Origin of the sequence: Hyphomicrobium sp. (assembly GCF_036833075.1) — a bacterium.
In the GTDB taxonomy this organism is placed as follows: domain Bacteria; phylum Pseudomonadota; class Alphaproteobacteria; order Rhizobiales; family Hyphomicrobiaceae; genus Hyphomicrobium_C.
In genome coordinates this window covers 38,216-50,891 of record NZ_DAITQL010000025.1, presented here as the reverse complement: position 1 = coordinate 50,891, position 12,676 = coordinate 38,216, and the positions used below count along the sequence as shown (strand labels likewise).

Genomic DNA, 12,676 nt, shown 5'->3' with positions numbered 1-12,676 from the left:
TTCAATGACGACCGGATTCCAGTTGCCCCCGGATAAAAGAAGGGGGTCACATCATCGGTTGCGCAAACATGATGAAGCTGAACAGCCCTCGGACGTGCTCCAACAATTGGAGCAGCGGAGTAAACGCTCCAGTATTCTCGTTTTGATGCAATCTGCCGTCGAATGGGCCAGCATTGTCGCGAAAGGAGAACCGCTCCTGATGCAGAAGCTCGTCGACCTTCTCGACAAAGCTCCCGAAGGGCGTGACGACCTACGCGGGACTCTCCTCGGTTCTGTCGAACATCTCGGAGAAACAGTCGACGGTTTAAAGCTACTCTTGCCGCACTTGTATCACGGATTGGTTGGTTCTTCGGTGCTCGTCCGTTCCTATGCCGCGTCTGCCGTGGGTGAACTCAGCAGCCGAAATGTACCTCCTCTGGTCTATGAGGCATTCGCAGTGTTGCTTTGGGATCAGTACGTGGCGGTTCACCAATCGGCCGTCCACGCGCTCCGCTTCTTTCATTTGCCCGAGGCTTTGCGTGGGCGCGCGGCGCAAGCGTTATTGAACTTGATCCGATACTACTCGGAAAGAGCAGGTGAAGACCGCTTTGTTGTCGAATGTGTCAGCATGCTCGCGTCGGAGCTCCATCGCTTAGGTCGCGCGAAAAGCGAAGTTGCAAAATACCTGGTTCAAGTACTCTTAAAGGTCGACCCACTCTATGTACGCTCGGAGCTTAGATGGCTTTCACATTCTCTCGGCGAGACGGAAGGCTTCGTCGATCTATTGCTCCTCCATTTGCCGATGGTCCGAGCGGACCATCATCGCACCGACGAGGCGCTCGAACTTCTCGAAGCCTTGCCTGCCGAAGCAGTCCAGGCGAGGCGTGCGGAATTTGAAGCGATAGGACGGAAGTTGGCTACAGATGCACCTTGGTTGGCGGCGCATACGATTGAAGTACTAACGAGAGCGAGTTGCTGGGCGGAAGCGCGACAGGTAGCGCAGGCGGGTGTTGATGCCGGGGAGCCAACCGTCCGCAACCAAGCCAGACGCCTATATTGTCAGTCGATGGCAATCGCCGTCAGATTTGAGGAGGCGATCGGCGAAGGTCGCCTTGTCGACTTGGCCCAAATTTCAAAGCAATGGGGCGACAACGTTCTGGAGCGACAAGAGCACGACGCAGATGTCAAAAAACGCAATTCTCGATCAAGTTTTCCCGGTTCGCTCTAAAGCGATAGACGCATTGCGCGCTCCGCAAAAGTTGGGTGAGCCTCTGCGCGAGGTGGCTGGGGAAGCGAAGCACGTGGCCCTGTCCTACGGGCGCGCCGCCGCCGCGCTACGTTGGGAAACCTTTGCCGAATCACTGGAGATCGTCGGCCTGCTCCTGGAATGGCTAAACGCAGTGGCAGCGGCAGAGTTAGAAGCGGACCGGTTCCTTCGCGCAGCTCGTAAACGGATCAAGGAACTTCAAGCTCGCAAGTTTGAGGATCGCTACTGTATTCGGCTCATCGAAATACTCAACGCCGTTGACGGGGAGCCTAGGTCACAGAGCGTCGAACTCATTCGATCCGCAATTTGTGCCGAGCCTATGCCGGTTGCCATCTACGCTGATCCAGAACCGGAACGGCCAGATTGGGCGCGAAACTCCAAGCATCGAGTTGAAGAGCCAGCGGATATCGCTGTGGCATTTGTTGAGTTCAAGATCAACGGAACCGTCGCTGAGCGCCTTCAACATCTCCGGCCAGGAGAGATGCACGATTTGGATATAGCTGTTCGGGTATCGCGGTGGCCGGACAAGGCCACATCGCTTGTGCTCAGTCCGATGTCGATTGAGCCACCAAGCAGTTACGACCTGCCAGTTTTTCGGTTTGATCGGCCGATCGGGGAGCCGCCGTTCCTGTTCCAACAACGCGGACGGATGGCGTTGCGCATGGCGCAAAACCTAAAGGCCCGGCCATTTGAGTTCATGTATACGGCGGAATTTTTTCCTGTAGCGAGCGACCAGCCTGTATCGATCGCTGGGCAGCGTACTCTGCGCCTGAACGGATCGAAAAGCGATCAACCTATCACCGGCTATCCGGCGATCGACCGGAAGATGCTCTCGCTGCGAGATCGACTAAGGGTTGAACCACTGATCCCGGAACAGGACCTGGATGACTTGCTTCAGGTTTTGGTGCCACTTGGCAATTTGATGGGGCAGTCTGTTCAAGACGCGCTGTTTCCAACTGTCATATCGGAAGCCGAATTCCAGGCGCGGGTGCGCGAGTTCCTTAGGCGGCATCCAGCACTTGGCGTGAATGTGGAAGAACAGGCCCATTCTGCGGGTGGCCGCACGGACTTGTCATATCGCGGCATTCGCATCGAGCTAAAGAGCGAAACGAAGGTTCGTTTGTTGCCTGACGACTGCAAAAGATACGCGGGACAGGCTGCAAGCTACGCAGTGGGAACGAACCGACGTGTGGCGGTGCTGTGCGTGTTGGACTGTAGCCCGAAGGAAACCGGGCCGTTTCCCATGGAGGACGGACTATTCGTCTTTCCATTCGACACAGGTACGTCGCACGTTTACATCGTGGCCTGCCTCGTTCAGGGGAATATTCCCAAACCAAGTTCTCATTCTCGTTGAAGTAGAGCGGATGAGTGTGTGGAAGTGCGGCGTGCCCTGCGGGGTATGCACGAGATATTGGCCGTCGGCCGCTGATCCTCGAAGAACTGACCGAGCAGGCTCCCTCAACGCGCGCCAAGAAGACGGCGGGGGAAAGACTCCGCAGGATTTGTTCCAGCTTGCACGGTACAATTTAGTGCACCCGCCGACACCTCTTGCGGTCTCCTCGGCAACGGCAAGCGCATGCTCCGGCGGAAATGTTTGTAGCCAGGCTATCCAGGCCTTCAAAAACAGCAAGAAGTCCTCTTCGCTGACCGTGATCACTCAACAACGGATTTCCATTTGAAATACCGCGACGTCGACAACGATGAGCAAGCACCGGCGATGCGCTCGGGGATTGGTTCGGCCGCCACGAGAAATCAGTGGTGCCGCATCCCAGGGTGGCTTGTAGAACAGGCGCGCGGAACTTCCTCCTAGCTTTGCGGATGTGTTTGCTCGTCAACCGTAAGCAGACTTGATTTGCTAACGCAGCAAGGCGCGATCGCGGCCCCGGCGCGATGTCGGCTATTGGGACGATGCGCCTTCGTGCTGTGGGCCCTCGGCACCTCTTGGCCCGATGCCGCTATTCGGGTGTTTAGATCCAACCTCCCAAAAGGGCGGGGTACCGCAGTTTCGCCCACATACCGCCACCAACCGCTATTTTCCGCGGACTGTACGAAACCCGCACTACGGCGTAGCGCATCGCAAACTCGGCTATTCGCACCAGACGCCGGATCACCCAAACTAAAGAAATGCCTGAGAAAGCTACAGAAACTAGCGTGGAGAGATCTCATCCCGCTCGAGCGCAGCAGGAAACGCGTCCGGGTATGCACCCGCCAAAAGCGTTGTCCGCGGCTAATCTCGACGAGTGGCGTCAGCCGCATTCTGTTGCCCGTACGCGGGAAGCCCGCGCGGGAAGTTCGGCGCAAGAATGCCTGCAATCAAATGCAAATCACAGTATTCAGACAGTAGACTGGGCAGGTTGCCGGCTGGGGTGCATGTTATTTTTCCTCCCGCCACCTCAATTTTGCGTAGCACATGCGCACCAAAGGTCAGCCAAAACAAAAGAATTACTCATATTTTGCTTGGCGGCGGCTTTGCCGCGCGGGCGGTCGCGATCTTGCCAGTGGCGATATTCCAGGCTGGAACAGGCTCGGGAGATTGTCGGGTATGGCACGTAACCCTCGTTCGAACGGCGGATGGCCAAGGCTGATGCGGCCTCAAACTGCGGCCGCATATTGCGATGAAACGTCCGTCGACAGGTTCCTGAAGGACGTGGGGGTTATCTGGCCAAGGCCCGTGAAGGTGAAGGGCCGCGGCGAACGATGGATAAAAGATCATCTCGATTTGGCGATCGACCAACTCGGCGGGGAGCCGCAGAGCCGGACGGACCTCGCCGACGTGTTCTGAAAAAGAAGGAAGACCGGCGCCCAAAGGGTTGGCCAGCGCTGATGACGACGCGGAAATTGAAGAATGGCCTCACCTACTACTGGGTACCCCCTTCGCGCGACGTCAAAGCCGGGTACGACATTTCAAGCCGCAATCTCGGCACCGACTACGCGATCGCCTATACGCGCGCCAATGACCTCAACGAACGGATTGCGCGCTGGCGGCGCGGAGAGCTGGATCTGGCGTCGGAGGTCATAGTCGACGAAACCATCCCCGGCACTTTCGCATGGATGTTCGAGCGCTACTACGAAACCGATGCATTTCAGCGCCTCAAGCCACGCACACAGGAAATGTACCGCCGAATCATCAATCGCACGCTCAAGACGAAGAGCAAGGAAGGCCGCGAGCTCAGGGAGTACAGGCTCGCAGCCGTGTCGCCGTTGGCAGCCGACCGCATCTACCAGCGCCTCTTGCAAGGCCCCAAGGGAGAAGCCGTTCGGGTTGCCAACTTCTCGATCACGGTGATCAAGCGGGCCTGGCGCGTGGTGGGCCGTCAATACCGCCGGCATTTCCCTGCGCTCAATCCGTGGGAGGATTTGGAGCAGCGGCACAAGTACAAGCCCAAGCGCGCGGCCAGCCGCCGGGAGGCATATGCGCTGGCGCGCGCGCTGAATGAGAACGGCTATCCCCATCTCGGCCTCGTGGCGTTGGTTTGCTATGAGTGGCATCAGCGCCCCGAGAACATCCTGTCGGGATCATTGAAATGGAGCGACTGGCGCCCGCCGGATCGGCCGAACCATGTGCGTCTGGAGCACGCCAAGACAGGCGAGGAAGTGTGGCTGCCTCTGGTCGTGGACGGCAAGAAGATGTTTCCGGAGTTAGAAACCTACATCAAGCGCCTGCCGCGACTTGGCGAGGCCATGGTGATGACCATGGGCGAGCGTGGCCTGCCGCATCCTTACTCCTTCGAATATGCTAACCGCCGGATGCGGGAGGCGCGCGAGACAGCGAAGCTTGGAGCGCATGTAACCTTCGACGCATGCCGCCATGGCGGCATGACCGAACTCGGCGATGCGGACGTGACCGAGCAGGGCATCATGGCGCTGTCCGGCCACAAGACGCCGGACGCGGCACGTCGCTATGTGAAGTGGACGGAAGAGCAGCGCATCGTGAGCCTGAAGAAGCGTCGCGCTGTGATGTCGAGAGCCATGCGTGGCATAAAGGCGGAGGAACGCGCGGCGCGGCGCGAACGCTGAAGGAGGTGCAGTTAGGTCAGGCTTGATTATTGGCGGCAACGCCTGGGAGACGGAACCCTGGACGCTGAGCTAGCCGAACAAGTTCCGACATCTGCCCGTAGCAGTGAGCGAGCACGCTGTAGAGCGTATCGTCGACATCCTGAAATGATGACCTGTAGGTCTTGACGATATCCCTGATGCGATTGTCTATTCCGGGATCATCCAGCACATGCGCGATCTTGTTGCGCAGCGCATTAATCTTCTTGATCGTAGCGAAGAGCGTTTTCGGTTCTTCATTTGGCAACGCCATCGCTTCTGCGAGGCAGATAGCCTGATGGCTTTCGAGCCGCGCCGCCGCCAAGGCCTCGGGACTCAGCAAGCGTTGCGCGATAAACTCGTGCACCTTCTGCTCGATCAGCAGATGGCCCTTGAGAATGATCAGCGTAATGTCGGTAGTCGCCGCCGGAGGCATATTGCGGATGTAATGGTCGAGAGAGGCGAACTCTTCCTCCGTCCGTTCCTCTACACTCTTGAGACGAGCTTCGGCTTCAGCGCGCTGTTCATCCGTGAGCTCACCGGATTCGATAGCGGCGCGGGTGACGTCAATGAGGTGCTGAAGGGATCGAGGTCTCTTTGGATGGTTGCTCATCGGCGAGTGCCTTGCCGGATCAGAAAAGCGCGACGATGCACGCTTCTCACGATTCGTCGGCCACCAGAAGGGCAGCACCGTCGCCTGCTTCAACAGACCGGGCGGCGGCAACGCGAGCGGGGCTTGGCTTCGTTTCGACAAGGGCGTTCTGGCCACAGGCCAAGCCAGGGCAATTTGCGAGTACAAAGCGTTGATTTAATTAAATCTATTGTGGGACGCTGTCGAAACGACTTAGCCTCTGACTCTGCCTGTCTAGGTTCGAATCCTAGTCCCCCAGCCAACAAAATCAAACACTTAGCGGCTTCTAAAAATATCGCGACATCGTCCGGCGTACCGCGGGCGTACCGTTCGGGCGGTCGATTGAGCTTGGCGTGATCCCGCGATTTTAGAAATCGACCCTTAGCGAGGAGCCGGAAGATCGATGTGCTCGCACTGTCCCGAAGGTTCCCGGACAAGACGCATGTGTCCAACAGTCGTGCTCTTAAGCTCTTCGATGAAACGGGAAGTGTGATTCCCCAATCCATGAGGCGTGACCTACGCCCAGCTTGTGGAAAAACTGTCTGAGATCGGAGTTGCAGAGACCGAACCGAATATCCGCAATAAGCTCGCGAGAGGGAAGTTTACAGCGGTGTTCTTGATCCAATGTCTAGAAGCAGTTGGGTGCTCCACCCTCCGTTTGGAGTAGGTTTGGCCGTTGTCGCTATGCTCTTCGGAGCGGGGCTAGCTAACAAGCACAACGAGTCCACTCGCGCCTACAATGCCGCCGAGCACGAATATGGGATATCCCTCCAGGCGACGCTCCGAGCGGAGCTCGGATATCGCGATGAGAAAGCCTATCGCGACGAATGGCGGGCCGAATACGATCTTGAAGCGCAGAGGGAGATGGCTCGCGCGTCTTGGTGGATGGTGTTCGCGACCTTCGTTGGTGTCTTGTTCTTGGCTGGCACGCTCTATGAGACTGCCAGCGCTGCCACTGCGGCCGCGAAGGCTGCGGACGAAAGTCGGCGCGCATCTGACATTGCTGAGCGCACCCTTAACCTGAGCCAACGCCCGTGGCTGAATGTTGGCGCCATCCACGCAAAGGGAACTGATGGCATTATCGACGGGCGTCTCCATCTCGGAATGCTCATCAGAGCACGCAACTTTGGAAAAACCCCTGCTATCGACGTCATTAGCGACGAGTTGGTCCGAGTGGCCATTGGCGAAATTCACCTCAAGGATCTTGCAAAGGAGCTTTCCGATAAGCTCCTCGCAAGGCTGGGTAACGACACGTGGGACAACGTGACGGTTCCAGGCGAGTGGTTTAGTGAGCCCATAGGCAAATCCCTGACGGTGGATGAAGCACGCGTGAGACCGTTGAAGGACGGGACTCTTTCGGCAGCCGCTTTGGTCGTCGCGGGAGTTGCCTACCGAAGCACAACCGATCCAACCCCCCGCTACAGCATTCGGACATTCACTTATGGTTGGCGCAGAGATCCAAACAACGTGGTGTCCGTCAGTATAAAAGAGATCCCCGGCGGAAGTCTCATGAACTGAGTATATCGCCATCACAGCGACCACCGCCGCCCGCGCCAGCATCACCCAACCCCCACCCTGAGGCTTGGTGCGTTTGCTACGCAATGCCGGATTTGTCAGCGTGCATCATGAAGTGTACGGATGACAACGCTTGCGAGCAGATGCTAGGTTTCGAACGGCTGCTCGGCTCTCGTAGGGGCGGATATGAAAACGAGACTGATACTCTACAGTGTCTTCCTATGGCTTTTTAGTGCGTCCGGGGCATCGGCCGATATCACGGACATACTGTCTCATGAACGCACGCTCCTATCCGGCCAATGCACGGAGATCGAGTTTTATCCGGGCTTCATCGACGTCACGGATCTCAATGGCGATCGTTGGGACGATGCGATCATCGATTATCAGTACCTCATGTGCGATGGATCGTTTTCGGCATTCTGCGGCACAGGCGGATGTACGCTGAGGCTTTACAGCGGCGGTCCGAAGGGCACGTTCTCGGAAGCTGCCGAATTCCTGTCGCGGGGCCTTAAAACGAAGGGCCGCGGCAAGAGGATGCGCCTTCTCATCTCTCTTCACGGAAGCGAATGCGGGCGGCCGGGCGCTGCGTCCTGCGTGCTTACGGGGCGGCTCGGGCGTGGCACCTTCATCGTCGACTCGAAGCGATGACCGCTTGCGATCAAGCGATCGACTATGCGCCGATTGGGGACAGTACAGCACGCCATCGGGCCGCCTCCGATCTGCTCCAGCTCATGCAACGACGCTAGAGACGCGAGATGAAACTCATAAAATGTGCACTCGCTGTTGCGGCTTTCTTCGTCGCTATTCCGACCGCTGTTGCTCAAGAGCCGGATCAAGCGACGCTCAAAGGTTCTGACGGCACGGCATCCATCGCGCGTGCATTACCGCGGCATCGCGGCCAGATCAACGCGGTCGCATTCTCTCCGGACGGACAGCGGGTTGCTACCGCTGGAAGCGACGGGGTGGCGCATGTGACAAATGCGGACACCGGCGATCTGATCGTCACGCTATCCGGACACGAGGACCTCCTCAACACCGTCGCGTTCACGCCGGACGGGCTGCATGTCATCACCGGCTCCGGTGGACCGGGTGGCGGGCGCGCGGCTCCGGATATCGTCGACAAAACTTTGCGGGTGTGGGATGCCGCGAGCGGGCGCATGGTTCATCCGTTCAAGGGGCACCGACAGTGGGTTTATGGCGTCGCCGTTGCCCAGGACGGCCGTCACATTCTTTCCGCAGGCGACCAGGTTCGTCTGTGGCGCCTCTCGGATGCCGCGCTCGTTCGAACCTACAAGATCGGTGCGTCGGCCATCGCGATTTCTCCGGATGGGCACGTCTTCGCGACGGATGATCGCGTGCCAGGGTCTCGGTTCAGCCTTCGCGAGGTGAAAACCGGGCGGCTCATCCGCACCTTCGAAGGCCACACGAGCGTCATCATGTCGGTCGCATTTTCGCCGGACGGTCGGCACCTGCTTTCCGGCAGCGACGACGGCACCGCGCGCATGTGGGATGTGGCGGACAGCACGCCGATTCAAACGTTCCGCGGCCACGAGGCTCGGATAGATTCGGTTGCGTTTTCGCCGGACGGCGCGCGCGTCCTCACGGGCGGCCGCGACGGAACCGTGCGTCTATGGGATTCTGCAAGCGGAACGCTGCTCAAGACGTTCGAAACGGGGTCTGAATGGAGCATCGCCGTCGCATACTCGCCTGACGGCAGCAAGGTCGCCGCGGGGACCGACGAAGGCGTGCTGAAGATATGGGACGTTACGATGCGGCCGTCTCGACACGATACGGAGCCGCAAGCCGCTCACATCACCGGAAGATCCGAACAATCGGGCGGCGCGCCAAGCCAGAGCGAACAGCGACCATCGGGCGAGGCGCTTGCCAGGCTGCAACGTGAAACCAACGAACTTGAGCAGCTCTGGAACAGCGAAAGACGAGGGCCCGACCTGACAAGCAAGGTGCTCGAGCTTGCACCGGCCGTCGAGCGCCTTTTGCGGTCGACGCTCGACAGCCCGAGCAGGGATTGGCCGAACGCGAACACCGCGTCGTTTTTTCATCGCGTGCTCAACGACACGAGCTCGGACACGGAGCGGATCTCGGTCTGGCGCGACCTTTTTCTTCTCAAGACCGTCCGGGAGGGGAGCATTGTCGGAGATTTTGCGTCCGTCGCGTGGTTTTACATGCTGCTCGGAGACGCGCGATTGCGAAATCCAGCGGTGTATGAAACGGCGTTGCACATTCTCGATGAAACACACGAGGTGTCATGCCCCCCGCACCTTCGTCCCTCGGTTTGTGAACTCAACATCGGCGGCGGCGCATTGCGCGCGATCGGCGCACCCCATACGGGACTGGAGCTACAGGAAGCCGCCATCGCGCTCCTTGAGCAAGATCGGACGCAAGATTTCAATTACACCGCGATTGTACGGCTGAATGTCGCGGTCGGTTGGTGGCAGGACGGTATCGCCGGCCGTGCCGCGCAGCACGTCGCCCAAGTCGAGGCGCTGCTCGCCTCGGGACAGGCAACCCTACAGCCCGGCGACAAGGCTGCGCTTCACGCGCTCCAAGCGTCGATATGCGAGGCACAACTGCAGTTTCAATGCGCAGAGAGGGCGTTCAGAGCGGCAATCGACGAGATCGACGCGTCAACACCACAGGGGAACGCTCTCGAACTGGTGTATCGCGCTATGGGTCTCCTGAATGATTTGGCGGTTCGGCATATCGGAAGTCTGGACTGCACCGACTGCCATCAGGCGCTTCAAGGCGTCATCCGCGACTATGCTCTGGGGTTCGTGGGGCAGGACAACGACACCACGCCCAGAAACTATTCGCTGGCGATGATGCTGCTGCACACCCTTCCCAAAGGCGACATCGCCGATCAGGAGCGCCAACGACTGCTCGCAAGCCTTGGCCACAGCGATAGGCGGGTGCAGCGTTGGCTCAAACGTCAACGCTCGCCTGAGCGGCGATCGATGCTCCTCGCCGTGTACAAAGGGTTCATGATGGATGAACGGCTGATGTTCGCATCGCCCGATGATTCGACCGAGCTGGACCGATTCCAAAAGTTTATCGATGCAAAGAGCGTTGCAGTCGCCGATCGGCACGTTGACGCTCTCATGGAGCATGTCGTTCGCGCGACTCTCGAGTTCGGGGATGATCGCGCATTCTTCTCGGCTCTTCCACGCATGGCCCTGGATCTACGGACGTTTGGGGCCATCCCCGCTGAGCGTTCCCTCTTACGCTACACGTGGCGCGCCTATCGAACGCAGCTAGTGGATGTCCCCAATCCGGTCGGCCCCGCCCGCAAGGCAACCTTGGCGCCGGTGCTCGCACCCGCGTTCGCACGTTTGGCTTATCTGGAAAAGGAAAGTGGCCCATCGCGGGGCGCGCTCGCTTATGCCAACGAAGCCTATTCGATGCTGCGGCACAAATTTGACCGCGAGTGGCTGCTCGGGAAGGAGCGCTCGGTCGCGGCAGTGCGCTCACTTGCGCCGGTGGCGCATAGCGTGGCCTCGACGCTCCTGGACCTTGCTCCCAAACTCAATAGCAAAGACGCCGCACGAGCCAGACACCGTGCATTCGAACTGGCGCAGGTTTCATCTCAGAGCGACACGAGCGCAGCACTTCAGATCTCGTTGAGACGCCGCCTTCTCGACGCCGAAGGGCAACGAGAAATTTACGAACAGCGCGATCAGATACAGGAAGATATCGACATCGCGGCGGCGATCGCAGCAGAGCATGGCTTCATTACTCCGATCGGTGCGCTGCGGCGGCGTGCGGAACTGGAGACGAAGCGCGCGTCACTGGATGACGGACGTTCCCCAGCCGGGCCGCACCTGTATGACGACCTGACAGCGTCGCAGATCGTTCCGGCAGAGGAGATCGCAAAGCTTCTTGCGCCGGGCGAAAACCTGCTCATCGTCAGCTCCGGCAAGGAGGCGACTATCCTCTTCCTCGTCAGCAGTTCCGGAGGGATCAAAACGCACATCAGCAAGATCGGCGGCGCACCGCTGCGAGAGATGGTGCGTGAAATCCGCACCGGTCTACAGCTTCAGGGCGGGCACTATGTGGATTTTCCCGTTGCGCGCGCCTATCAGCTCTATCGTGCTCTGTTCGGCCCGTTGGGCAAGGATATCGTTGACGCCAACTCGGTGGTGTCGGTTGTCACCGGCCCCTTGGAATCCTTGCCGTTCTCTGTGCTGCCGGTGCGCGACGACAAAGTCGTCTCGATCAATATCGGCGAGGCAAGGTCGAGCCGCATATCGTGGCTCGCACGGCACACGGCCGTTTCGCGCGTTCCTGGCGTCTCGACGCTTGCAGCGCTTCGGAAGGCGAACGTATCCGATCGCGAAGCCGCCTCGTTCTTGGGGGTCGGAGATCCGGATCTGGGTGCGGCGGACATCGTGCGAGCAACAGAGTTTTCCAGCCTCGAACGGGCGCGCGGGTTTGTCGATCCCGATTGGCTGAGGCGTCAGCCCTCACTGCCAGAGACAAGCATCGAGCTGACCACCCTCTCGCGCGAGTTCCTGCGGAGTGAAATCCTGACGCGCGACTCAGCCCGCGAGGCGGTTCTCAAGCGCATGGAGCTCGATCGCTTCGATGTGGTCACGTTCGCCACGCATGGTGTCGTGGCGGGAACGGCATTCGACAACAGCGAGCCCGGCCTTATCTTGACACCGCCTCCGGAAGCCTCGGAAGAGGACGATGGATTTCTCACCATGACGGAAATCGCATCCCTCAAGTTCAACGCCGATCTCGTTATGCTGTCGGCCTGCGACACCGCAACGTCCGATGGGCGCCCGTCGGCCGATGGGCTTTCAGGCCTCGTCCGCGCATTCTACATTTCCGGGGCTCGTAACGTCGTTGCGACGCACTGGGAAATCCCGTCGGATCCAGCAGTGGAAATATCGACGCGCACGGTGCAAGCGCGACAGGCTGAAAAAACGCTCCGATGGTCCGAGGCGTTGCGGCGCGCGCAGGTGGCTCTCATGGATGACGTCGGCTTGCCAGAGTTCGCACATCCCGCGAGCTGGGGTGGATTTCAGCTCATGGGCGCCGATTAGCTTCGGGATCTCAGCCGACGCCACGTGCTATAATCGTCGTTGCTACATTTGCAGCGCCGTTCGGAGATGGCGTCGGCACGCGGTGCAAAGGCCACTTAAGCCGATACCGCTCTAGGGATTTGGCGGTAGTCGATCGCGCATCACTGATGCGTCAGCTCTTCGTCTGCTTCCGGACAATTAGCGTCGACA

Annotated in this window: 9 protein-coding genes; 8 read left to right on the top strand and 1 reads right to left on the bottom strand. The window is 59.2% G+C overall.

Going from position 1 to position 12,676, the window contains the following annotated elements:
• From V7082_RS09650 to V7082_RS09635, 4 genes are all read left to right on the top strand, one after another.
• Positions 1-1,207: hypothetical protein (locus V7082_RS09650; protein WP_334147995.1), on the top strand; the 1,207-nt coding region annotated here is incomplete at its 5' end.
• Positions 1,161-2,600 carry a hypothetical protein gene (locus tag V7082_RS09645; protein ID WP_334147994.1) on the top strand — a complete coding sequence of 480 codons (1,440 nt, stop codon included), beginning with the start codon at positions 1,161-1,163 and terminating at the stop codon, positions 2,598-2,600. The genes V7082_RS09650 and V7082_RS09645, both read left to right, overlap by 47 nt.
• Positions 2,601-3,656: 1,056 nt before the next feature.
• The gene (locus V7082_RS09640) at positions 3,657-4,028 is read left to right on the top strand and encodes a hypothetical protein (protein ID WP_334147993.1); all 372 of its coding nucleotides are present in this window, start codon (positions 3,657-3,659) and stop codon (positions 4,026-4,028) included.
• Positions 4,029-4,084: 56 nt separating this feature from the next.
• Positions 4,085-5,263, top strand: a complete 1,179-nt coding sequence (locus V7082_RS09635) for a tyrosine-type recombinase/integrase (protein ID WP_334147991.1) — start codon at positions 4,085-4,087, stop codon at positions 5,261-5,263.
• A gap of 16 nt (positions 5,264-5,279) precedes the next feature.
• Here the strand turns inward: V7082_RS09635 and V7082_RS09630 are convergent, their stop codons facing one another.
• Positions 5,280-6,032, bottom strand: a complete 753-nt coding sequence (locus V7082_RS09630) for a hypothetical protein (protein WP_334147989.1) — start codon at positions 6,030-6,032, stop codon at positions 5,280-5,282.
• Positions 6,033-6,420: 388 nt separating this feature from the next.
• Here V7082_RS09630 and V7082_RS09625 point away from each other — a divergent pair, with 388 nt between their 5' ends.
• The 4 genes from V7082_RS09625 (at position 6,421) to V7082_RS09610 (ending at position 12,487) form a co-directional block, all read left to right on the top strand.
• The gene (locus V7082_RS09625) at positions 6,421-6,576 is read left to right on the top strand and encodes a DUF6471 domain-containing protein (protein ID WP_334147987.1); all 156 of its coding nucleotides are present in this window, start codon (positions 6,421-6,423) and stop codon (positions 6,574-6,576) included.
• A gap of 2 nt (positions 6,577-6,578) precedes the next feature.
• Positions 6,579-7,427 carry a hypothetical protein gene (locus tag V7082_RS09620; RefSeq protein WP_334147985.1) on the top strand — a complete coding sequence of 283 codons (849 nt, stop codon included), beginning with the start codon at positions 6,579-6,581 and terminating at the stop codon, positions 7,425-7,427.
• A gap of 183 nt (positions 7,428-7,610) precedes the next feature.
• Complete coding sequence (locus tag V7082_RS09615) at positions 7,611-8,072, top strand: hypothetical protein (protein WP_334147984.1); 462 nt, start codon at positions 7,611-7,613, stop codon at positions 8,070-8,072.
• Between the two features lie 107 nt (positions 8,073-8,179).
• The gene (locus V7082_RS09610; protein ID WP_334147982.1) at positions 8,180-12,487 is read left to right on the top strand and encodes a CHAT domain-containing protein; all 4,308 of its coding nucleotides are present in this window, start codon (positions 8,180-8,182) and stop codon (positions 12,485-12,487) included.
• The last annotated feature ends 189 nt before the right edge of the window (positions 12,488-12,676 follow it).